The organism is Streptacidiphilus rugosus AM-16 (genome assembly GCF_000744655.1).
Lineage (GTDB): Bacteria > Actinomycetota > Actinomycetes > Streptomycetales > Streptomycetaceae > Streptacidiphilus > Streptacidiphilus rugosus.
In genome coordinates this window covers 1,065,812-1,087,642 of sequence record NZ_JQMJ01000004.1, presented here as the reverse complement: position 1 = coordinate 1,087,642, position 21,831 = coordinate 1,065,812, and the positions used below count along the sequence as shown (strand labels likewise).

The window sequence follows — 21,831 nt, the reverse complement described above, 5'->3', positions numbered from 1 at the left end:
AGGGAGTCTCCCTTGCTTGCCTTCACTGTTTTCGTTCTGCTGACCCCGCTGTTCCTGCTGCTCGCGTGGCTGGCCATCGAGAGCAGGCCCACCTGACGCGGCGTCCTCCGGTGGGTGAACGGCCGGAGAAGTTGCCTTTTTGATCAAGCACTTGACTACACTTCTGGCGACGGGAGATCGCCTGGGGTGAAGGGAAGTGCGGGATGACTGCGGGGGACCTTGGCTCCGAGGCGCCGCTCAGCACGCACATCCAGCAGGATGTGCCGCACAGCGCCCGGATGTACGACTACTTCCTCGGCGGCAAGGACAACTACGCGGTGGACCGCGAGGCCGGCGAGCGGGTGCTCACGGTCTTCCCGAACATGAGGACCGCCGTGCGGGCGAACCGGGCGTTCATGCGCCGGTCCACCCGGGCGCTGGCGCAGCACGGTCTGCGGCAGTGGCTCGACATCGGCACCGGCATCCCCACCTCGCCGAACCTCCACGAGGTCGCGCAGTCGGTGGCCCCCGAGGCGCGCGTGGTCTACGTGGACAAGGACCCGGTGGTGCTGGCGCACTCGCGGGCGCTGATGACCAGCTCCGCCGAGGGCAGGACCGCCTACATCCACGGTGACGTGCGCGACCCCGACGCGATCCTGGCCGCGCCGCAGCTGGCGCAGACCCTCGACCTGGGACAGCCGGTGGTGCTGTCGATGGTGGCCCTGCTGCACTTCGTGCCGGACATCCGCGAGGCCCGCGCCATCGTGGACCGCCTCTTCGAGCCGCTCCCGGCCGGCTCGGCGCTGGTGCTCTCGCACGCCACCGCCGAACTGGACCCGGACGGCGCGCCCAAGGTCCAGGAGATCTACAACCAGGTGGGCACCACGCTCCAGCTGCGGTCCCGCGCGGAGTTCGCCACCTTCTTCGAGGGCCTGGACCTCTGGGAGCCCGGCATCGTCACCGCCCACCGCTGGCGTCCGGACGACGGCGACGAGCGGCTGCCGGACGAGGTGACGGACGCGCAGGTGTCCTTCTACGCCGGAGTTGGCCTGAAGGTCTGACCGGACGCGTCCGTGGCTCCCCGTGACCTGCTCGACCGTACGGTGCCGCGGCCGCTCGGTGCCCCGGGGCGGGTCGATCCTGCTGCTGTTCAGTCGAGCAGGACGCCGGGGTTGAGGATGCCGTGCGGGTCCAGGGCGGCCTTCGTCGCGCGCAGTGCCAGGGCGAACGGCTCCGGGCGCTGGAGGTCGTAGCCGGGGCGGTGGTCGCGGCCGACGGCGTGGTGGTGGGTGATCGTGGCGCGGTGGCGGTGCAGGACGTCCCCCGCGACGGCCTTGACGTCGTCCCAGATCGCGACCTCGTCGCCCGGGCGGCCGCCGACGACCACGGTGAAGTAGGGTGCGGCGCCGTCGGGATAGACGTGCGTCAGGCGGCAGTTGACGGTCGCCGTGTGCCCGGTGGCCTTCGCGGCGGCGGCACCGACCTCGGTCCGGACGGCGTCGATCAGGGCCGGGATCCGGTCCCAGGTGGCGGCGGTCTCGAAGGTCTCCACGACGGCCCCCATCCGGGCCAGGCCGTCGCGCAGGTACGGCATCCGGAGGAACGCGGAGCGCCAGGCGTCCACGGCGGTGTCGGCCTCGGCACCGTGGCCCTGCGCCGGTTCGGCCGGCCCACGCCCGCCGTGGGAGCGGGCCAGCTCCAGGGCGATCGCCAACCGGTCGTCGACCGGCGCGGTGGCGGACTCGAAGCCGAGCACCAGGACGCTGGAGCCGTCGCGCGAGGCCCCGGACAGCGCGGCCTCGCCCGGATCGAGCAGGCGGCAGTTGGCGGGGGCCAGGTCGGACTGGGCGAGGGAGCGCACCGCGTCCAGCGCCCGCCGGAAGTCGGAGAAGGCCACGGAGGCCGACGCCTTGTGCCGCGGGCGCTCCTGCAGGCGCATCCAGGCCTCGGTGATGACGCCGAGCGTGCCCTCGGAGCCGAGGAACAGCCGGTCGGGCGAGGGGCCGGCGCCGGATCCCGGCAGCCGCCAGGAGGAACCCGCGGCGGCGGGCGTGACCACGTGCATCGACTGGACGAAGTCGTCGATGTGGGTGGGGCCGGTGGCGAAGTGGCCGCCTGCCCGGGTGGCCAGCCAGCCGCCGAGGGTGGAGAACTCGAAGCTCTGCGGGAAGTGACGCAGAGTCAGGCCGTGCGGCCGCAGCTGCTCCTCCAGCACCGGGCCGAGCGCACCCGCCTGGATGCGGGCGGCCCGGCTGGTCGTGTCGATCTCCAGGATCCGGTCCATCGCGGTCAGGTCGAGCGACAGCACGGCTCGGTGGGCGTCGCCGCGGTACTCGACCCCGCCCACCACCGAGGACCCGCCGCCGAAGGGGATCACGGCCACGCCGGGACCGCCGGCCCACTCCAGCAGGTCGGCGACATCCTGCTCGTTTCGCGGCCGGGCGACCAGGTCGGGAATCCGGCCCGGCCGGCCGCGCAGCGCCCGGATGACGTCACGGTAGGCCTTGCCCATGGCGTGCGCGGCGCGCGTCCCTGGATCCTCGCTGACCAGGTGTGCCAGGGAGTCCGGCGCGGAGACGGCCGGGCGCCCGATGCGGAGGTCGGCCACCCGGGGGACGGGCAGCGGCGCGGCCAGGGTGCCGGGCAGGAGGCTTCCCAGGGCGAGGCACTCCGCGTCGTCGGGGTGGGCGTCGCTGTAGCCCCAGCCCCACCAGGAGCGGGCGCGGGCGGCGCCGGGGGCGGTCGGGGATGCGGACATGCGCGTGCTCCAGGTTTGATATGACCGATGGGTAAATTACCCTAGGGTAAGATGCCGGTCATGACAACGTCCCACCCCAAGGCCGGCACCAAGGGCGTCGCACGGGCCGACCGCGAACGACAGGTCCTGGCCGCGGCGACCGAGGAGTTCGGCCGCCACGGCTACGAGGCCACCACCGTGGCCGCCATCGCCGCGCGCGTGGGCGTCACCAAGCCGCTGCTGCACCAGTACTTCGGCGCGAAGCAGGACCTCTACCTCGCCTGCCTGGAACCGGTCGGCGAGCGGCTGCTGGAAGCCATCCGCGACGCGATGGCCGACGCCGGCCCCGGCGCGCGGCCGACGCCGATCCGGGTACTGCACGGCCTGTTCACCGCCCTCGAAGGGCAGCGGGAGGCCTGGTTCGTCCTCTACGCCGAATCGCTGCCGCCCGACAGCGAGGTCGCCCACCGGGCGGCCCACTACCGCGGCGCGATCGACGACCTCGCCGCGGCCGGCACCGCCGACCTGCTGCGCGCCGCCGGCTCGCACGACCCGCTCGACGCCGACGCCCTCAAGTACGCCTGGCGCGGCCTCACCACCGCCCTGGTCCGCTGGTGGATCCACCACCCCGACCAGTCGCCCGAGGCGATGGCGCAGCGCTGCGCGCGGCTCTTCGCCGTCGGCGGCACGGTACTTGCCGTCGAGGGGGCCGACCTTGCCGACGGGGCGTAGCAGGTCCGGCAGCGGGCCTGGACGGAAGGTCACGACCCGGCAACTTTGCACACCATCCCCTCACAGACGCGGGAGGCTGCCGGGATGAAGCGCCTCCCCATACGCACCGCCGCTGCCGCCGTGCTCCTGGCCCTCGCCGGTTGCGGCCCCACCACGACGTCGAGCGGCGACGCGGCCGCATCCCCGACCGTCGCCGTCACCACCCGCTCCGTCGTCACCGGCGAGGCCACCACCAGCCCGGCGGCGACCCCCAGCGCCAGCCCGTCGGCGTCCCCGTCCGCCCGGCCGACCGTCGCGGCGACGCACCCCCGCACCCCGGCGCCGACCCACACCTCCGGCTCCACCCGCCGCAGCGGCGGCTCCGGCGGGAGTTTGGGCGGCACCTCGGGCGGGAGCTCGACGGGTGGGACCTCCTCCGGTGGGGGCGCGGTGATCAAATCGCCGAGCGGGAACTTCTACCACGCGGGGGAGTTCTGCCCGCACGCCGACGACGGCCTCTCGACGGTCGACTCGCACGGCAACCGGATCGTCTGCAGCGAGGTCAACGGCCGCTACCGCTGGCACTACTGACACCGGAGGCACCGGCGTTTCCGCCGGCGGCCGCATGGCCGGCATGAGCGTCGCGACCCGTGGATGACAATGCCGAGCGCGGCCGCGGCGACGGCACTCAGACGTCTCACTGAGGAGCACGCGCCACGCCGCGGGTCGGCGCGGATTTCCGAGGCAGGCCCGGCCGCGGCGTCCCCGCGAGTCTGTGGCAGTCTGCGGACATGCCAGAGCTGCGCGAACATGCGGGCCGCCACTACGCCGTCCAGTTCCACTACGCCCTGCCCGACGATGCCTGGGCGGTGGAGCTCAGCGAAGCCGTGCCGGCGCCTGCTGCGTGGGCCGACATCCCCGACGCCGGGACCCATCTGCCCGGGAACGCCTTCCTGGTGGCGTTCGTGCCCGATGAGGACCCGAGTCTGGAGCCGACCGTCCACATCCACAGCCACGACGAGCACGTGATCCCCTACGAGATCATGCGGTGGTTCATGGAGCAGGTCACCGGGCAGGTCGAACGCTGTCGCGCCGCCTTCGCGTTGGGAAATCCCACAGAGGAATGACGTCGGTAGGGCCTGCGTCCGGGGGAGTCAATTCGCGTGCAGACCTGGTGAGAAGTCCGCACAATTGGCCAACTCGCCGACGCCGGAGGCGGAGAGGGTCATGGATACCCGTCGGGACAGTCCTCGCGGCGCTTCCGGTGAGAACCCGGTGAATTCGAAACGATTTCCCGCTCCGGCCGGCGCGCGCACGCGTGCATTCCGAGACCAGTGCTGCAGCTGCGCGGATCGGCCGAGGCGGAATCGGGCGGCAGCGAGCTTCCGGAGTCGCCAACTCCGTTGCAGGAGACGGATGTGGGGGATGGTGGCGACCGGTGCAGCCCCAGGGTGGCCCGGGGCGGCGGGCCGGTCTGCACGGTTGCGCATTGCCTGATTTCGTACCGTCTGTCAGGGATCTCCGGTCGTGACAATGAGTCGATGAACCTAGGTACTTTCCCCCTACCGTGCCGCGAAGCCATGGGGTAGCGTGCGCCTGCAGTCCCCGCGGTCAACGGAGGTTTACACCTTTGGCCGGGGGTGTTTTGTCTGGAGAGTCGCGCTGTGCCGACGACACAGCGCAGAATTTGCACGGGGGATCAGTTGCTTCTGTCTGTTCTTGGGCCTTTTCAAGTTGTCGAAACTTCTGGTGGTCAGGTCGACCTCGACCTGACCCGTAAAGCGCGGGTGCTGCTCGCGGTGCTGATCGCTCAGCGGGGGCGAGCGATCACACTGGAGGGCCTGACCAGCGCGTTGTGGCCGGTCGACCCGCCCAAGTCGGCCCGCCGGAACATCCAGCTCTATGTCCATCGACTGCGATCCCAGCTGGGGGCGCCGCTCGTGAGGACACACGAGGAGGCGTACTCGTTCGGGCCCTGTGACCGCGTGGACGCGGTCCATTTCCAGCAACTGGCCCGATCGGGGGCGCAGGAGCTCGACTCGGGCGACTTCGCTGGCGCCTGCAGCACGTTGCGACAGGCCATGGACATGTGGCGTGGGCCCGCCTACGCGGACTTTCTCGACTGCGAGTCGGTCGAGCTCGAGGCGCAGCGTCTGGAGCGCCTACGACTCGGCGTCTGCGAACGCTGGAGCGCGGCCTCCCTGGAGCTGGGCAGGTACCGGGAGGTGGCCGACGAGCTGGACGACCTGGTGCGACGCCATCCCGTCCACGAAGCGCTGGTCGGGCATCTGATGACGGCGCTCGTGGGCGCCGGTCAGCCTGCTGCGGCGCTGGAGGTGTATGCCCGGACCCGTAGCTGTCTGCGCCACACGTTGGGGGCGGACCCCTCCTCCTCGCTGCAGCAGTTGCACCAGTCCATCCTCAGGAACGGACGACCCGTCGTGGCGGCTCCGCTCGGGAGCGACGGGCGCCGAAGCGCATGAGAGAGGTCTGCCGTGGGGTCGGCGCAACGACCCCACGGCAGACAGGCGATTCAGAGGCTCAGAAGTTGAACTGGTTCGCGCTTCCCGCCTCAGTGGCCCACGAGCTGTAGGAGAAGGTCACGTTCGCGCTGTGCGCGAGCGTGTCCAGATAGCCGGTGGACTTGGTGTAGATGTTCCAGCCGCCGCCGCTGTAGGAGACGGTGCCGGTCGTGTTGCTCCCCGAGTGCGAGTACGTGTTGCTGGCGACGGTTCCCGAGGAGATGCTGCAGCCGGTGCTGCCGACGGCGATCGTGCACGAGGTGATGCCGGTGCCGTCCGCCTGCCAGTGGTTGGTGTAGCTGTAGCTGCCGCCGGTGCGGTTGTAGCCGTTGTTGCACTCGTACAGGTCGCCGTCCATGCTGCTGGAGTTGATGTGCACGCTCTGACGCGAGTACTCCGTGGCCGAGTCGTAGATGTAGACGTACGCGTACGAGCCGGAGGTGCCCCAGGCGTTGTTGCTGGGCCTCACGCAGCCCCCGACTCCGGTGTCGGACAGGGTCGCCGGACTGGCGGCCTGCGCGGGCGCGGCGAAGGCCAGCATGGCGGAGGCCGCCGTGGCGAGGCACAGAGCCAGCGTCTTGCGGGTGGTGGTCATCTCATCCCTTTCGATCGGAAGGACCGCTCCTGACCAGGGCGGCAGGAGCGGAGTCGGAACTAGCTCCGGGTCGCCCACCAGGCGCCGCCGCAGCCGTGCAGCAACTGCGTGAGCCGAAGGGCGCCGTAGATCTGGTCTCCGCGGAAGGTGAACTGCGACGCGCCCGGGTCCGCCGGCGGCAGCAGCGGCAGCAGGGCCCGCTCGTCGATGTCGGAGCGCCCTGCGAGCAGGCACTGCGACTCCTGTCCCCACCAGGTCTGCAGCACGTCGGGATCGTCGCCGAAGAGCCCGCCCTGCTTCTTCTGGCTGCCCAGGAAGTCCAGCAGTTTCGCCTTCTGCTCCTGCACCCAGTCGCCGCCGGCCGGCCAGCAACGCCCCAGCGCCGTGACGACCATGGCCTTCCGCAGGACGAGCGCGAGGTTCTGGCTCGGCGTCGCACCGTAGGCCGCGCGCAGGCCGTCCACCGCCCGGGCCGAGCACCGGTGAGAGGAGAGGATCACGGCCGCGGTCATGCTCGCGGTCCGCAGATCCTTGTCGCCGCCGAGGGTCGCGGCCAGCCTGTCCAGCTCCGGCCCGCTGAAGTCCGGTGTCCCATGGGCGAATTTGAGGACCGTGGAGTCGAAGTCCGCCGCCTCGGGGATGAACTGCTCCCCGGCGGTGCCGCTGACGACCGCAGGCCGGAAGTTCAGGCCCCGCAGGATGCTCGACGCGTAGAGCACGCCCAGGGAGTCCGTCCGCTCGTTGCTGACCAGTTGTCCGTGCAGCTGGACCTGCAGTTCGAGGCTGGTCCGCACCCTGGACGAGAGCGTCACGGGCAGACCGGCGTGATCGAGCGCGTCCCGGCACACCAGATAGAACACCGGCTGGTGGCTCGGCAGCAGGCCGTCGTCCGGCGCCTCTTCGAACAGTTCCTGGCACACCGCCGGAGCCGCCGTGGACCGCTTTCCTGCGGTGCGCAGAATGTCCAGGCCGGCGGCCGCGTCGGCGACCTCGGGAAGGTTCAGGGACGAGTACTGCGTGGTGACGGCGGTGTGAGCCGCATCGGTGAGGGCGCGTGGGAAGGGGACGTCACACGAGACGCGGGCGAGAGCGGCCAGCTGCAGCCAGGTGTCCGCGGCCTCGAGCTGGCCGGCACCGGCAGCGGCGGCGAGCCGGGAGCAGGGCTCCAGGCCGGTACCGGCGAGCGGAGCCGTGTCGCCGAGCAGGGTCAGCACCTGCACGCCGTGCACGAGCGACGTGGCGGCGTTCAGGTCCCCCTGCTGGACCGTGGGAACGAGCTTGGCGACGGCCAGCCGGGTCGACCGAAGGATCGCCTGCTTCCGCGGCTCGAGCAGGGAGAGGTCGTGGATGCCCTGCTCGTACCTGACGGTCAGCCAGGTGACGTACAGGGGATCGATGGTCTTGTACCCGAAGAGCCCGGTCGACTGCGAGTAGGCGTCCCGCAGATCACTCGGGGTGATCCGCGCCGTCGTCGCGCCGCCGAGAGCGGCGCCTGCGCCCAGCTCCGTCAGGAGGCTGGTCTCGCCGTCCGGGTACAGCAGGCGGTAACCCGTGTCCGTCCGCAGCAGCATGTCGCCGGCGGTGGTCGCCAGGTTGTAACGCCAGTGGTCGACGGGATCGGGCTGGTCCGAGACCGCCCACAGCGGCGCCTTTTCCGAGTGGCCGGGAATCGCGTACACCGCCACGACGACCGCGGCCAGACCCAGGGCCAGCAGCGCGGCCCACCGACGGATGGTCACTATCATTCTATCGAGCCCGATCCCTTGGCTTATGAGGTGCACAGTGCGCCATGGGAGCGCCGGGGCGATCCCATGGCGGACTACTGCGTCAGAAATTCCACTGGTTCGAACTGCCGGCTTCGGTGGCCCACGAACTGTAGGAGTAGGTCACGTCCGCGCTGTGCGAGTAGGTGTGGAGGATCCCCGTGGATTTGGTGTAGATGTTCCAGCCGCCGCCGTTGTAGGCGACGGTTCCCGTGGTGTTACTCCCGGAGTGGGAGTAGGTGTCGCTGGCGACCGTGCCGCCACCGAACGAGCAGCCGGTGCCGCCGACGGCGATCGAGCAGGTCGTGATGCCCGCGCCGTCCACCTGCCAGTGGTTGGAGTAGCTGTAGCTGCCGCCGGTGCGGTTGTAGCCGTTGTTGCACTCGTACAGGTCGCCGTCCATGCTGCTGGTGTTGATGTGCAGGCTCTGCAGCGAGTTCTCCGTGAACGAGTCGTAGATGTACACGTACGCGTACGATCCCGACGTGCCCCAGGCGTTGTTGCTGGGCTTCTGGCAACCGCCGACTCCGGTGTCGGAGAGCGTGTGCGTCGACGAAGCGGTCGCGGGAGTGGCGGTGACGAGCAAGGCCGCAGCCGCCGCGGCGAGCGCGGTCGCCAGTTTCCGTCGCGTGGTCATTCTGTCCCTTTCGGCAAGGAGGGGATGTCGCACCGAACTTCGTCAGTGCGCGGCGCGACCTTATTGCCGGCGGGTATACCGCGAATTCACCACAGGTATATGGGCTGTTGGCGGGAGGGCTTACACCGCGTCGAGGCCCTCGGCGGCGAAGACGGCGCGGGCCGAGGCGACCTGTTCGGGGGTGGGTGACGGGGTGTCGGCGAGTGCGAAGCGTTCGCCGATGGCTTCGTACTTGGCCGCGCCGAGCCTGTGGAAGGGCAGGACGTCGATCCGGGAGACGTTGCCCAGCGAGGCAGCGAACCTCGCCACGCCGGTGATGTTGTCCTCGCCGTCGGTCAGGCCGGGGACGAGGACGAAGCGGACCCAGACGTCCTGGTCGAGGGCGGCCAGGCGGCGGGCGAAGTCCAGGGTGGGCTGGAGGGGGCGGCCGGTCAGTCTGCGGTAGAGGGCGGGGTCCCAGGACTTGATGTCCAGCAGGACCAGGTCGGTGTCGGCGAGCATCGCGTCGGTCGCGCGCGGGCCCAGGAAGCCGGAGGTGTCCAGGGCGGTGTGCAGGCCGAGTTCGTGCTTGAAGCGGCTCAGCAGTTCGCCGGTGAAGACCGGCTGCAGCAGCGGCTCGCCGCCGCTGACCGTCGCGCCGCCGCCCGAGGCGCGGATGAAGGCGGTGTACTTGCCCGCCTCCGCCAGCACGTCGTCGGCCGAGGTGCGGGTGCCGTTGCGCAGCTTCTTCGTGTCGGGGTTCTGGCAGTACAGGCAGTTGAGCGGGCAGCCCGACAGGAAGGTGACGAAACGCGTGCCCGGCCCGTCCACGCCCGTCGACAGGTCCCAGGAGTGCACCGAGCCGCAGGCCGGGCGGCGCGTGGCGACCGCGGCGAGCGTGCGTGCGGCGGCGACGGTGGTGGCGCGGCCGGTCACAGCGCACCGTGGAAGGTGCGGTTCAGCACGTCGAGCTGCTGCTCGCGGCTCAGCCGGACGAAGTTGACGGCGTAGCCGCTGACCCGGATGGTGAGGACGCCCCTGCGGCGCTCCTCGGGGAAGAGATCGGTGATCTTCTTCCAGACCGCTGCGGTCCGCCCGGTCGGGCCCGCCAGGAACGAGTCGCCGCCCAGGTAGGGGGTGTAGTTGGCCTGGATGAAGTCGCGGACGTCGATCGCCTCCCGCCACAGCCCGCCGCGGAAACCCTCCCAGGCGCCGCCTGGCTGCGTGGACTCGCCGTACTGGACGGTCATACTCGCTCCCCTGCCGGAACCGAAGGCGTGAACCCGTACACCGTCATGCTGCTCCGCAGCCGGCGCCGGTGAGCGCGGCGACCGGCCCCTCCTGCCGGGGCTTTGGTCTCGGCCCGCGGGTGCCGCCCGTCCTTGCCCCGCACCCGGCGGCCGTGCGCCGTTCTGCCCCGACCAGGTGACGCCGCGCGCCCGCAGCGCGCCCGTCTCACGGCGGCATCGGGCCCGCGTCGGACGGGCATAGGTGAGAGGGGGCCCAGCGGAGCGCCGCAGACACCGGGCCACGGTTGCGACGAAGGGGAGTCAGTGGTGACGCTCGCGGTGACCGGGCACAGGGATCTGACCGAGCAGACGGCCGAGCTGGTCCGCGCGGAGCTGCGCAAGCTCCTCGCGGCGCGCGCCGCCGAGGGCCCGCTGACGGGCCTGTCCTGCCTGGCCAGGGGCGCGGACACGATTTTCGCCGAGGAACTGGTCGAGGCCGGAGGAGAGTTGGTGGTGGTGCTGCCCGCCCAGCACTACCGGGAGAACAAGGTCAGGCCCGACCACGCGCCCGTCTTCGACCGGCTGGTCGACGTCGCGGTGGAGGTCCACGAGCTGGACTTCGCGCAGGTCTCGCACGAGGCCTACGAGGCGGCGAACGAGGTCCTGCTCAGCCGGGCCGACGTGGTCGTGGCGGTCTGGGACGGCCGCCCGCCCGCGGGGCCCGGCGGTACCGGGGACCTGGTGCAGCGCAGCCGCGCAGCGGGCGTCGAGGTGGTCCGCGTCTGGCCGGAGGGCTCGGAGCGCGCGGGCACGGCCTGAGCGCGTGCCCCGAAGCACCGGAGACCGGCTCCGGACCGCCATCGTGTCGCGTGGCGCCGGGGCCGGCACCAGACTGGAATCACCCGGTCGTCCCGAACCTGCCGGCCGGCGCAGATGAACGGCGTCCGGACACCGAGCAGCCGGGAGGGAGCCGATGCGTGATGGACCTGGAATGGCAGCTGCGGGAGTCCGGTCCGGCACAGGCTGAGGCAACGGTGCTGCTGCTCCCGGGAGGGATGTGCAGCGCTGCTTCCTACGCTGAGGTGATGGCGCAGCCCGCGCTCGACGGGGTGCGACTGGTGGCCGCGACGTTGCCGGGACACGCCGGGGCGCCACCCTTGGCGGACTGCGGCATCGAGTCCTGCGCGGCGGTCACGGCGGAGCTGGCGGCCGCCGTCGGCGCCGATGTCGTGGTCGGGTTCAGCATCGGCGCGTCCGTCGCGGCGGAGATGGTGACCTCGGGCGCGTTCACCGGGCCGGTCGTGCTGCTCGGGATCAGCCTCTCCTCCGCCGACGAACCGGCGTTCTTCCACGCGCTGGTGGGGCTGGGTCGGGTACTCGGCGGCCTCCCGGCGACCCTCCTGGCGCGCGGAGCGGAATCGATGCTCAGGCGGGCGTCGTTGACCGCGGAGCGTCGCGACGAGTTGCGCGCGGACTTCCGCAGGAACGACTCGGCGGTGATGCGGCTGATCCTGGCGCAGTACGTACGGTGGTTGCGGCAGGACCGTCGCCGGGCCGAGCGCCTGTGCCGGGCCGGGGCGCCGACCTGGATCGTGCACGCCGAGAAGGGCGACGGCGGGCTCACCGGCGCCGAACGCAGCACCCTGGCGGCCTGCCCGAACGTCCGTCTGGTGACCATCCCGGGCTCGGTGTTCCTGCTCCCGGTGGAGGCCCCCGGGCCGGTGGCGGCCGCCATCGGGGAAGCCGTCGCCGTCGGCCGGCGTCCCTAGCGGGCCGACCGGGGCGAGGGTGGGCCGCCTCCGGCGGTCAGCGGCCAGGGGCAGGCCGATTCGAGCTGTGCGGCCAGGCGGAGCAGGGTGGCCTCGTCGCCGTAGCGGGCCAGGAAGTGGACGCCGATCGGCAGGCCCGCCGTGTTTCGGGACAGTGGGACGGACATCGCGGGGTTGCCGGTCAGGTTGGCGACCACGGCCGGGTAGCCGATGGTCGCGCCGCCGGTCCGGGCCGCCCGCAGCGGGTCGTCCTCGGTGGAGGTGATCTCGCCGAGGAGGGCGGGCGGGGTGGACATGGTCGGGGTGAGCCAGAGGTCCACGTCCGCCAGGAACCCCGCCACCCCGCGCGCGAGACGCTGGAGTTCCTCGACGGCCAGCAGGTAGTCGGCGGCGCTCACCTGTTCCCCGCGTTCCAGGTACGCGCGGGTCAGGGGTTCGAGTTCGTCACGGCTGGGGACCCGGCCGGTCCGGCGGATCCAGTAGTGGACGATCCAGGCCGTGGCGGCCATGAAGACGGTGCCGATCGCCTCTCCCACCCTCGGGGTCGTACCGGGGAGATCCGCCTCGACGAGATCGTGGCCCAGCGCCCCGCAGAGCCTGACGGCGTCCTCGAGCGCGGCCAGGCAGTCGGGGTGCCCTGGCGAACCGTCGGCGGTGCGCGGGCTGTAGGCGATGCGCAGGCGGCCGGGGTCCGCGCCGACCTCCGCCGCGAAGGGGCGGTGCCGCGCCGGAGCCGGATACGGGTCGCCCGGCATCGGCCCGCTGGTGGCGTCGAGCAGCGCGGCGCTGTCGCGCACGCTGCGGGTCAGCACGTGTTCGACGGCCCAGCCGCTGACCGCGTCCCCGTACTCGGGCCCCAGGGGGTTGCGGGCCCGGGTCGGCTTGAGGCCGAAGAGCCCGCAGGCGGAAGCCGGGAAGCGGATCGAGCCGCCCAGGTCGTTGGCGTGCGCGCACGGAACCATCCCGCTGCTGACCGCGGCGGCCGAGCCGCCACTGGACCCGCTGGTGGAGCGGTCCGTGTCCCAGGGGTTGCGGGTCGGACCGAAGAGCAGCGGCTCGCAGGCGGGGACCATGCCGAACTCGGGGGTGTTCGTCTTTCCCAGGATGACCAGCCCCGCCCGACGGTGGCGGCGCACCAGCTCGGAGTCGTGACCGGAGCGGTTGTCCCGCAGGAAGCGCGACCCCTCCGTGAAGCGCTCACCCGCGGTCTCCGCCACCAGGTCCTTGACCAGGAACGGCACGCCGGCGAACGGCGCGCGGTCCCACTCCGCCGCCCGGTCCGCAGCGGCCGCGGCGCGCAGCGCGGCGTCGAACGTCGGGGTGATCACGGCGTTGAGCCGCGGATTCAGCCGCTCGATGCGCTCGATCGCCCAGGTGACGAGCTCGGTCGCGGACACCTCGCCGCCGCGCACCAGCTCCGCCTGGGCGGTGGCGTCGAGCGCGGCCACCTCCCAAGCCGGACCGGCCGGACCGGCCGGGGCGGTGTCGGTCGCGGTCACGGCCGGCTCACCGCCTCCGGCGACAAGGGTTCGTCCGGCGGCGCCCCGGGGACTTCGCCGGTCGGGGGGAGACGGCGGATCTCGTCCAAGGCGCTGCGAGCCATGATGACCTCCGGGGTGGGCGCGCGATGTCCTGCACACCTGGGGGCGTGAGGTCCGACGGCACGATGTGAGGCGTCCGCCGGAGCTCCGCGCCCGGCTGCCGGCGGGGTCGTCAGCCGACGGTGACGGCCATCTTGCCCAGCGCGACTCCCGCTTCCATGACCCGGTGGGCTTCGACGATCTCGTCGAAGCGGAAGACCCGTACCGGCTTGGCCGGGAAGGTTCCCGACTCGACCTTGGCGTAGATCGCTGCCAGGGGAACGGCGGCGAGCGGGAACTCGGGGCTGCCCAGGACGAACGCGCTGCCGAAGAAGCTGAGCTGGACGCCGGTGGGGAGATCGGCGATCGGATCGAAGTCGCGCACCGGGTCGAAGCCGCCGAGGAAACCGAGCTGGCAGACCCGGCCCCCCGGGCGCACGGTGGCCAGGGAGTCGCGCAGGACACTGTTGCCGACCAGGTCGAAGACGGCGTCGACCGGTGTCGTGCGCCGGTCGACCTGCGCGGCCAGGCGGCCGTCGTCGACGAGGACGTCCTCCGCGCCGAGCTCCTTCAACAGCGGTGCGTGGGCGGGGTTCCGGGTGGTCGCGAGCACGTGCGCGCCGTGGTCGACGGCCAGGTTCACCGCGGCCTGGCCGAGGGAGGAGGTCGCTCCGCGCACCAGGACCCGGTCACCCCGGCGCAGGCCCAGATTGCCGAACAGCCCGTACCAGGCCGTCGCGTAGACCTCGGGCACCGCCGCCAGCTCGGCCCATCCCAGCCGGGAGCTCACCGCGGCCACGTTGGTCGCCGGCACCGTGACCAGCTCGGCGTAGCTGCCGTTGCGGGTGCGGCCCATGCCGCCGAGGATCGCCACGACCCGGGTGCCGGGGGCGAGTCGGCCCGAGGGGTCGGCCTCGACGACCCCGGCGCACTCGATGCCGGGGACGGCCGCGACCTCGCCCCAGGCGCCCGCGCGCATGTAGGCCTCCGCGTGGTTGAGGCCGAACGCCTTGACCCGGATCAGCACCTCGCCCGGCGCGGGCAGGGGGTCGGGCAGTTCGGTGAGCTGGAGCACCTCGGGGGCGCCGTAGCTGGAGATGACGATGGCCTGCATGGGCGGAATCCATTCTTGAGCGGTCGTTCAACTATTGGGCGGAAAAAAGAGCCACCGCCGGCGGTGGCCCAAGGGTCGGGTCAGACCAGTACGGCGAAGGCGTTGTCGACGACGGCGCGCAGCAGGGTCTCGTCGGGGTTCGCCTTGCCCACGACCATCAGCCCCTGGCAGGTGGCGACCAGGGCCTTGGCACTGCCGGACGGGTCCACCGTGGCGCGGACCTCGCCCTCGTCGCGGGCGTTGCGCAGTGCGGTGGTCATGCAGTGCTCGAGGCGGGCGAGATGTCCGCGCACGACGGCGGCGGCCTCGTCGTCCTCGGCGGCGTTCTCGATGGCCGTGTTCACCAGCAGGCACCCCTGCCGGCCCTCCGGGCTGAGCAGGTCGTGCACCAGTCCGTCGAAGTACCCGCGCAGGGCGGCGAGCGAAGCGGCCGGTGCCGCGAGTTCGCCCAGTTTCTGGGGAACGACCAGCTTGGAGTACCTCTCCAGGGACTTGAGGAACAGCGTGTGCTTGCCGCCGGGGAAGACGCTGTACAGACTCCCGGGCTTCACCCCGGTCGCCTTGACCAGGTCCTCGACGGAGGTGGCCCGGTACCCCTGCAGCCAGAACCGCAGCATGGCCTGGTCCACGACCGTGTCGGGCTCGAACTCTCGGGGTCTGGGCATGGCACGAAAATACATGAGCGACCATTCAAGAACAAGGGGCTCGCGGCGATCACGGGCCGAGCCAAAGTTGAACGTGTTCAAAAACTCCGCCATGATGGGCGCATGAGCCAAGGGGAGCGCCTCCGGCGCGCACGGGTGTGGATCGTCCTTTTCATGGTTGGACTGGTGCTGGCCGGCCTGACCGCCTTTCCGCTCGTCACCGAGTCGGGCTGGCTGGTGTGGTGGGCGAGCGACCGCGGCTCCCCGATCTCCTCGCTCGCCGGTCACTTCCCCGCCGGGGTCGAGTGGGTCCGCCACGTCCACACCGGGCTGACGGCCACCGCGCGCAGCTATCCGTTCCTCGCCTACGGCACCGACTGGCTCGCCTTCGCGCACCTGGTCATCGCCGTCGCCTTCGTCGGACCGCTGCGCGACCCGGTCCGCAACGTCTGGGTGCTGGAGTTCGGCCTGATCGCCTGCGCCGGGATCCTGCCGCTGGCCGCGATCTGCGGGCCGCTGCGCGGACTGCCGCTGTGGTGGCTGCCGATCGACATGTCCTTCGGCGTCCTCGGCGCGGTCCCGCTCTGGCTGGCCCGACGCCACGTCAGGGCCGTCGAGCGGGAACGTGGCAGGCCGGCGTCGGTCGTCCCTGCGGGCGCGGTGTGAAGGGACGGGCGAAGCGGGCGGGCCGGACGGCGGCGGGAGCCCGTGCCGTCAGGGCCGTGACCGGGAGGCCCGCGAGGTGCGAGGATAGCGTGGCGAACGGGGGACGCACCGTCAGAAGCGGAATCCGCTCCGCCGCCGCGCCGACTCTGCCAGGCTGTCCCGGCAACCACGACCCACAGCTGAGGAACATCCGTGCGCCGTCCTGTCCTTGCCCTCGCCTCCGCGCTGCTGCTCGCCGCCGTCGCGGGCTGCGCCCACACCTCCGGCACCTCGGGCTCCGGTGATCACGCGTCAGCGTCGGGCGCCGCGAGCAGCAGCGCGCGGGCCGGTGACGCCGCCGCGCCGCTCGCCGAGGGCCCCGGCCCGCAGACGCACTACACCGTCGCCGCCCAGCCCGCCGCGGGCAGCTGCCACTACCGCTCCGACGCGGGCCAGCCGCTGCCGGACCCGGCCTGCACCCCCGGGGCCCTCTCCCCGGAGGTGACCCAGGCCGACCTCGCCACGACGATCTGCCGCAAGGGCGGTTACACCGGCGGCGTGCGGCCGCCGGCCTCGGTCACGGACAGCGAGAAGCGCAAGAACGCGGCCTCCTACGGCTACACCGGCTCGCTGCACGACGCCGAGTACGATCACCTGGTCAGCCTGGAACTGGGCGGCGACCCGAACGACCCGCGCAACCTCTGGGTCGAGCCGCCGTCCCCCGGCCACAAGCCCGGAGCGGGTGTCAACAACCCGAAGGACGCCGTCGAGACCCGGCTCCACACGGCCGTCTGCGCCGGCACGGTGACGCTCTCCGCCGCGCAGCAGGCCATCGCCACGGACTGGTCCACGGCGGAGACCCGGCTCGGCCTGAAGTGACCCGCTGACGGTCAGGTCAGCGGGGTCAGCAGGACCCAGACGTGCCGGAACGGGTCGCGCAGCATCGACTGCCGCAGCCCGTAGGGCATGTCCGCCGCCGGCGCGAGCACGACCGCGCCGGCGGCGACGGCACGGGCGGTGACGGCGTCCACGTCGGGGACGTACACGTGCAGCACGACCGAGGCTCACGCGGGGCCGGGCGCGGCGAAGTCCGGCGAGTCGGCGTCGCTGAGCATCAGCGTGGAGCCGGCCACTGCGATCTCGGCGTGGCTGATCCCTCCGTCCGCCCGCTCCAGACGCAGGTGCTCGACGGCACCGAAGGCCGCCTCGTAGAAGGCGATCGCCTCGGCCGCGCCGTCGACCATGATGTGCGGGACGACGGCCTGTCGGTGGTGCTGCGGAATCTCCATGCCAGTCACGCTAGGCCCGCATCCGATCTGCGGGGACCGGCCTCGGGACCGGTGCCCGTCTCGTCCGAAGGTCGCAGGTCCGGGGACGGAGCGTCGAGGGCGTCCGGCTGTCAGCGGGCGCCGGCGAGCACCTTGCCCTCGGTGGAGAGGATGCCGTTGCGGTAGTCGAAGCGTGGCGTGCGCGAGAACATCAGCCACAGGTACTTGAGGTTCTCGGCGAACCAGTAGCCGGGCGTCAGGTCGCCCAGTCGGACGGCGGAGCCGTCGACCGACGCGGCGATCGTGTAGCCGCCGGCGACCCTGTGGTGCGAGCGCAGGCTCTCGAACCAGTTCCAGGCCGCCTGCTTGTAGCCGGACTCGCCGGTGACCCGCCACAGGTCGAAGGCCGCGTTGGCGTACTCGGGGCGCAGCTCGCTGCCGGAGTCGACGGCGGCCAGCGTGGTGTAGTCGACGGTCTCCGGCAGGACCGGATGGCGTGCCAGCACGGCGGACCAGGAGCGGAAGTACGCCGCGCCCCGGCTCACGTCGCCGCCCTTGGCCAGCAGACCCGCGTAGAAGCAGGCCAGTTCGGACTGGTACGTCGGCCCGGTGCGCGCGCCGCTCGCCGCGTCGACGCCGTGGAACCAGAGCCGGCCGCCGCGCACGTCGCTCTGGTGGGCGAGCACCGGCTTCGTCAGCAGGCGGTACCAGCCGGTCAGCCGGCTGTCGCCGAGCAGCCGCCCGCCCGCCCAGAGGTACTCGTAGAAGGAGTCGACGGGCGGATCGGGCGCGCGTGAGGTGTGGTCGAGCCAGCGGCCGGACTCCGCGTCGATGACGGTGCCGAGCAGGTCGAGCGAGCTGCGCCTGGCCAGCACCGCGCGGTAGGCCCGCATCGACGCGTCGTAGTAGCGGGCGTCGCCCAGCAGCCGGGAGAGCAGCCCGAACTCCATCACGCTGGTCCCCGCCTCGGCCAGCGGGACCTCGCGGCCGTGGGCCCGCCCGGTGCGGAGGTTGACGTGGGTGTAGGGGATCCCGGTGGGGGAGGAGGTGAACGCGGGCAGCAGCCGGTCGGCGAACTCGCGGGCGCGCGCCAGCAGCACCTGGCTGTGCGTGGTGTTGTAGCCCGCGAGCAGGCCCCCGACGAGGCGGATGATCGCCTCGAAGACGTGGATGTCGGCGTTCTGGGTCGGGTCGAGATGCGCCTCGACCCAGGCGCGGGCGCGGGCGAGCTCCTGGTCGCAGCCCATCAGGTAGAGGGTGTCCAGGGCCTCGACGATGGAGAGTCCGAAGGTGCGCCCGATGGCGAAGAAGTCGTTGTGCCCGCCGCTGAGCGGCTTCACCTCGTCGTGGCCCCAGGCGGCCGCGGTGTAGCCGTGCCAGCTGTGCAGGTACTCCGCGCGGACGGCCGCGGCGGCGTGCGCGTCGGCGGGCAGCGTGCGCGACGCGCTGCGGGAGGGGGTGCTCCGCGGCTCGCCCGTCGTCGCGGCGCGGGCGGCGGGCGCGGCGGCCGTGCCGGCGGCCGTCAGCAGCGCGGCGCCCGCGGCCGAGCCGAGCATGCGACGGCGGGAGGGGCGAGGCAGCCCGGACTGCGCGAATGGCGAAGGGTGGTCGAGCATGCACGCAAAGTTAGGGCGTGCGGACAGTTCCGTGGCGGCAGGATGATCGTGTCGTCGTCAATTGCGTGCAGACGGGTGACAGCCTGGCGCGTGCATGCCAGAATGATCTCGCCCTGGACGGCGCAGGTCGCAACCCGCCGCCCAGGGCGCGAAAGCCCCGGTGTCACGGAGCCCGTGTCAGGGCCCCGCGGTCACTGCCTCGCCCGCAGCGACGCGGTGTGGCTGCGGATCTGGTCCTTGGTCAGGTAGGAGTCCGTGTACTCGAAGTCCTGCAGCCTGGCAGGGCGGCGCGACTGGAAGCCGGTGCGGACGAAATCGTCCCCGGCGGTCGCGTTCAGCAGCCAGTTCGTGATCACCCGGACCTTGGCGACGTTGGTGCGCAACGCCATCAGGTGGTAGCCGCGGGCCACTCCCTGGGCGGCGATGCCGGTGAGCTCCACGCCCATCGGCTTCGACACCGCGTCCGCGCCGCCGAGGTCGACGACCAGGCCGAGGTCCTTGTGGAAGTACGGCTTGAGCTCCTGGCCGCGCAGCGAGGCGATCACGTTGTCGGCGACCTGCTTGCCCTGCCGCTGCGCGTGCTGCGCGGTCGGCGGGCAGACCGCCCCGTCGCCCGCCGCCAGGTCCGGCACGGCGGCCGCGTCCCCCAGGGAGAAGACGCCGTCGCACTGCGGCACCCGCATGTCGGCGGTCACCGCCAGGCGTCCGCGCACGGTCTCCGCGTCGAGCGTGGCGACCAGCGGGCTCGCGGCGACTCCCGCGGTCCAGATCAGCGTCCGGCAGGGGATCACCCGCCCGTCGGTCAGCTTGACCGACTCGTCCTCGACCTCGGCGACAGAGACGCCCAGGGAGATCTGGATGCCGCGCTTGCGGAGCAGCTCCATGGCGGTGTCGCCCAGGTTCTCGCCCAGCTCGGGCATCAGCCTCGGGGCGATGTCGACCAGATGCCACTTGATCAGGTTCGGGTTGAGCCGGGGATAGCGGCGCACCGCCGAGGCGGTGACCCGCTGGAGGCAGGCGGCCGTCTCGGTACCGGCGTAGCCGCCGCCCACGACGACGAACTGGAGCCGGGAGATACGTTCCTGCTGCGTGGTGGCCGCGTCGGCGAGGTCGAGCTGGGAGATCACGTGGTCGCGCACGTAGGCGGCCTCGGCCAGCGTCTTCATGCCGCGTGCGTGGTCGACCAGGCCGGGGATGTCGAAGGTGCGGGTCACGCTGCCGGGCGCGAGCACCAGGTAGTCGTAGGGCTCGGCGATCAGCTCGTCGGTGATCTTGCGGGCGATCACCATCTTCGCCTTCGCGTCGATGCCGACCGCGCCGCCCGGCACGATCCGCGTCCGGCGCAGCATCCGCCGCAGTGACACGGCGACCGACTGCGGCGTCAGCACCCCGGCCGCGACCTGCGGCAGCAGCGGCAGATAGAGCTCGTAGCTGAACGGCGCGATCATCGCGATCTCCGCCTCGCTGGGGGCGAGCTGCCGCTCCAGCCGTCGTGCGCACTCGACGCCGGCGAAGCCGCCGCCGACCACGAGGATCCGGGGTCGTTCCATCGTGCCCATCCCTTGTCTTCTCACGGCTGGGGTCACTGTTCTACTTCCGCGCTCCTGGTCACACTGGCACGCCCTCGCCGCCCTCGCCACCGCGCGGGCCTGCGGATCCGCCGCGTGGGGCTCGATAGGGTGTGACGCATGTTGCGAGAGGTGACGGCGGACCGTTATGTGACGCCGCTTCGGGAGGGCGGCTCGCTGCCGGGCCTGGTCGAGGCGGCGGAGACGGGGGATTCGGGCGGGGCTGCGGGCGGGGCGGCGCGCGATGCCGGGCTCTGGGTCGCCAAGTTCGTCGGCGCGGCGCAGGGCCGCAAGGCGCTCGTCGCGGAGGTCGTCGCGGGTGAGCTGGCCCGGCGGCTCGGCCTGCGGGTGCCGGAGCTGGCCAGGATGGAGGTCGATCCGCGGGTCGCGGTCGGCGAGCCCGACCAGCAGGTGCAGGACCTGGTGAAGGCCTCGGGCGGTACCAACCTCGGCATGGCCTACCTCAGCGGTGCGCTCGGCTTCGACCCGCTCGCCTTCGCGGTCGACGCGGCGACGGCGGGGCGGGTGGTCTGGTTCGACGCCCTCATCGGCAACGTGGACCGCTCCTGGCGCAACCCGAACCTGCTCATGCGCGACGGCGAACTGTGGCTGATCGACCACGGGGCGAGCCTGATCTTCCATCACAACTGGCCGCGCGCGTCCGCGTCCGCCCGCAAGCCCTACGACGCCTCGGACCACGTCCTGGCCCCCTTCGGCCCGAACCTCGCGGCGGCGGACGCGGAGCTCGGCCCGAGGGTGACGGAGACGCTGCTGGCCGAGGTGCTGGCGTTGGTCCCCGACGTCTGGCTGGCGGACGAGCCGGGCTTCGAGGACCCGGACGCGGTCCGCGCGGCCTACGTGACGCAGCTGGCGACGCGGGCGGCCGGCCCGAGGGATTGGTGGGTGGCGGCGTGAAGCTGGTCTACGAGTACGCGCTGGTGCGCGTGGTGCCGCGGGTCGAACGCGGCGAGCAGATCAACGCAGGGGTTCTGGTCTACAGCCGCCAGGCGGGCGTGCTGCGCGCGGCGATCCACCTGGACGAGGCGCGGCTGCTCGCGCTCGACCCGGCGGCGGACGTCGCCGCGGTCCGCGCCGCGCTGGACGCCGTGGCCGGCGTCTGCGGCGGCGGCGCGGCGGCCGGCCAGGCCGCGGACGAGGAGCCGGGCCGCCGCTTCCGGTGGCTTACCGCCCCGCGCAGCACGGTGGTCCAGCCGGGACCGGTCCACTGCGGCCTCTCCGCCGACCCCGCCGCCGAGGCCGACCGCCTCCTCGCCCTCCTGGTCCACTGAGGCGGCAGTCGCACCCCCGAGGGGCGCGGGGCTCTGCTCGACGAGCCACCCCAGGTGGTGGGTCCCCGATTGCGCAGGGCCGTCCGCACCGGGGGGTCCTCGCGCACGCAGTTCATCGAGCGGAGCCCCGCGCCCCTGATGGTGCAACTGGCCCGTCGCTGAGACCTACCGCACGCGCGCCGGAGC

24 protein-coding genes are annotated in these 21,831 nt (G+C 72.2%); 11 read left to right on the top strand and 13 right to left on the bottom strand.

Going from position 1 to position 21,831, the window contains the following annotated elements; genetic code table 11:
• Positions 1–203 precede the first annotated feature (203 nt).
• Positions 204–1,040 (top strand): SAM-dependent methyltransferase, encoded by an 837-nt coding sequence (locus tag BS83_RS13950; RefSeq protein ID WP_051943029.1) that lies wholly within the window; start codon positions 204–206, stop codon positions 1,038–1,040.
• 89 nt (positions 1,041–1,129) lie between these two features.
• Here the strand turns inward: BS83_RS13950 and BS83_RS13945 are convergent, their stop codons facing one another.
• Entirely contained in the window at positions 1,130–2,737 is a 1,608-nt protein-coding gene (locus BS83_RS13945; protein WP_037604210.1) for an FAD-binding oxidoreductase, read from the bottom strand.
• A gap of 60 nt (positions 2,738–2,797) precedes the next feature.
• Here BS83_RS13945 and BS83_RS13940 point away from each other — a divergent pair, with 60 nt between their 5' ends.
• The 4 genes from BS83_RS13940 to BS83_RS13925 all read left to right on the top strand — a co-directional run bounded on the left by BS83_RS13940 (position 2,798) and on the right by BS83_RS13925 (position 5,910).
• Positions 2,798–3,448: a TetR/AcrR family transcriptional regulator gene (locus BS83_RS13940; RefSeq protein ID WP_037608894.1), complete on the top strand. Its 651-nt coding sequence runs from the start codon at positions 2,798–2,800 to the stop codon at positions 3,446–3,448.
• Between the two features lie 84 nt (positions 3,449–3,532).
• Positions 3,533–4,018, top strand: coding sequence for a hypothetical protein (locus tag BS83_RS41805; protein ID WP_051943028.1), 486 nt, complete (start codon positions 3,533–3,535; stop codon positions 4,016–4,018).
• Between the two features lie 200 nt (positions 4,019–4,218).
• The gene (locus tag BS83_RS13930; protein WP_037604208.1) at positions 4,219–4,554 is read left to right on the top strand and encodes a hypothetical protein; all 336 of its coding nucleotides are present in this window, start codon (positions 4,219–4,221) and stop codon (positions 4,552–4,554) included.
• A 537-nt stretch (positions 4,555–5,091) separates the two neighbouring features.
• The gene (locus BS83_RS13925; RefSeq protein ID WP_198035232.1) at positions 5,092–5,910 is read left to right on the top strand and encodes an AfsR/SARP family transcriptional regulator; all 819 of its coding nucleotides are present in this window, start codon (positions 5,092–5,094) and stop codon (positions 5,908–5,910) included.
• A gap of 58 nt (positions 5,911–5,968) precedes the next feature.
• On the opposite strand, the gene BS83_RS13920 is transcribed toward BS83_RS13925, so the two are convergent.
• The 5 genes from BS83_RS13920 to BS83_RS13900 form a co-directional block, all read right to left on the bottom strand.
• A complete protein-coding gene (locus tag BS83_RS13920; protein WP_037604205.1) occupies positions 5,969–6,544 on the bottom strand; it encodes a hypothetical protein in 576 nt (191 codons plus the stop codon).
• A 59-nt stretch (positions 6,545–6,603) separates the two neighbouring features.
• Entirely contained in the window at positions 6,604–8,283 is a 1,680-nt protein-coding gene (locus tag BS83_RS13915) for a hypothetical protein (RefSeq protein ID WP_037604204.1), read from the bottom strand.
• 88 nt (positions 8,284–8,371) lie between these two features.
• Complete coding sequence (locus BS83_RS13910; protein WP_037604203.1) at positions 8,372–8,944, bottom strand: hypothetical protein; 573 nt, start codon at positions 8,942–8,944, stop codon at positions 8,372–8,374.
• A 120-nt stretch (positions 8,945–9,064) separates the two neighbouring features.
• Positions 9,065–9,859 (bottom strand): pyruvate formate-lyase-activating protein, encoded by a 795-nt coding sequence (pflA, locus tag BS83_RS13905; protein WP_037604202.1) that lies wholly within the window; start codon positions 9,857–9,859, stop codon positions 9,065–9,067.
• Positions 9,856–10,173 (bottom strand): glycyl radical enzyme family protein, encoded by a 318-nt coding sequence (locus BS83_RS13900; RefSeq protein WP_037604201.1) that lies wholly within the window; start codon positions 10,171–10,173, stop codon positions 9,856–9,858. The genes pflA and BS83_RS13900 overlap by 4 nt, the downstream gene beginning before the upstream one ends.
• Before the next feature lie 306 nt (positions 10,174–10,479).
• Between BS83_RS13900 and BS83_RS13895 the strand changes: the two genes are divergently transcribed.
• Both BS83_RS13895 and BS83_RS13890 read left to right on the top strand, forming a co-directional pair.
• A complete protein-coding gene (locus BS83_RS13895) occupies positions 10,480–10,971 on the top strand; it encodes a hypothetical protein (protein ID WP_408640997.1) in 492 nt (163 codons plus the stop codon).
• 266 nt (positions 10,972–11,237) lie between these two features.
• Complete coding sequence (locus BS83_RS13890) at positions 11,238–11,921, top strand: alpha/beta fold hydrolase (protein ID WP_157597174.1); 684 nt, start codon at positions 11,238–11,240, stop codon at positions 11,919–11,921.
• On the opposite strand, the gene BS83_RS13885 is transcribed toward BS83_RS13890, so the two are convergent.
• The 3 genes from BS83_RS13885 to BS83_RS13875 all read right to left on the bottom strand — a co-directional run bounded on the left by BS83_RS13885 (position 11,918) and on the right by BS83_RS13875 (position 15,280).
• Positions 11,918–13,420, bottom strand: coding sequence for an amidase (locus BS83_RS13885; RefSeq protein ID WP_232248288.1), 1,503 nt, complete (start codon positions 13,418–13,420; stop codon positions 11,918–11,920). The two genes, BS83_RS13890 and BS83_RS13885, sit on opposite strands and share 4 nt — an antisense overlap.
• A gap of 214 nt (positions 13,421–13,634) precedes the next feature.
• A complete protein-coding gene (locus BS83_RS13880; protein ID WP_037604198.1) occupies positions 13,635–14,615 on the bottom strand; it encodes a zinc-binding dehydrogenase in 981 nt (326 codons plus the stop codon).
• An 80-nt stretch (positions 14,616–14,695) separates the two neighbouring features.
• Positions 14,696–15,280, bottom strand: coding sequence for a TetR/AcrR family transcriptional regulator (locus BS83_RS13875; RefSeq protein ID WP_037604197.1), 585 nt, complete (start codon positions 15,278–15,280; stop codon positions 14,696–14,698).
• 102 nt (positions 15,281–15,382) lie between these two features.
• Here BS83_RS13875 and BS83_RS13870 point away from each other — a divergent pair, with 102 nt between their 5' ends.
• Entirely contained in the window at positions 15,383–15,925 is a 543-nt protein-coding gene (locus tag BS83_RS13870) for a hypothetical protein (RefSeq protein ID WP_037604196.1), read from the top strand.
• A gap of 192 nt (positions 15,926–16,117) precedes the next feature.
• A complete protein-coding gene (locus BS83_RS13865) occupies positions 16,118–16,783 on the top strand; it encodes a hypothetical protein (RefSeq protein ID WP_037604195.1) in 666 nt (221 codons plus the stop codon).
• Between the two features lie 11 nt (positions 16,784–16,794).
• Here BS83_RS13865 and BS83_RS47500 read toward each other — a convergent pair whose 3' ends face one another.
• From BS83_RS47500 to BS83_RS13850, 4 genes are all read right to left on the bottom strand, one after another.
• Positions 16,795–16,959, bottom strand: a complete 165-nt coding sequence (locus tag BS83_RS47500; RefSeq protein ID WP_232248286.1) for a VOC family protein — start codon at positions 16,957–16,959, stop codon at positions 16,795–16,797.
• Between the two features lie 9 nt (positions 16,960–16,968).
• Positions 16,969–17,193 carry a VOC family protein gene (locus tag BS83_RS47495; protein ID WP_232248281.1) on the bottom strand — a complete coding sequence of 75 codons (225 nt, stop codon included), beginning with the start codon at positions 17,191–17,193 and terminating at the stop codon, positions 16,969–16,971.
• 110 nt (positions 17,194–17,303) lie between these two features.
• Entirely contained in the window at positions 17,304–18,788 is a 1,485-nt protein-coding gene (locus BS83_RS13855) for a glycoside hydrolase family 47 protein (protein ID WP_051943026.1), read from the bottom strand.
• Positions 18,789–18,979: 191 nt separating this feature from the next.
• Positions 18,980–20,338 (bottom strand): NAD(P)/FAD-dependent oxidoreductase, encoded by a 1,359-nt coding sequence (locus BS83_RS13850; protein ID WP_037608888.1) that lies wholly within the window; start codon positions 20,336–20,338, stop codon positions 18,980–18,982.
• A 138-nt stretch (positions 20,339–20,476) separates the two neighbouring features.
• On the opposite strand from BS83_RS13850, the gene BS83_RS13845 reads away from it, so the two are divergent.
• Positions 20,477–21,271 (top strand): HipA family kinase, encoded by a 795-nt coding sequence (locus BS83_RS13845; RefSeq protein ID WP_037604194.1) that lies wholly within the window; start codon positions 20,477–20,479, stop codon positions 21,269–21,271.
• Positions 21,253–21,645 carry a DUF3037 domain-containing protein gene (locus BS83_RS13840; RefSeq protein ID WP_084713459.1) on the top strand — a complete coding sequence of 131 codons (393 nt, stop codon included), beginning with the start codon at positions 21,253–21,255 and terminating at the stop codon, positions 21,643–21,645. Before BS83_RS13845 ends, BS83_RS13840 begins: the two co-directional genes overlap by 19 nt.
• Positions 21,646–21,831: the final 186 nt, after the last annotated feature.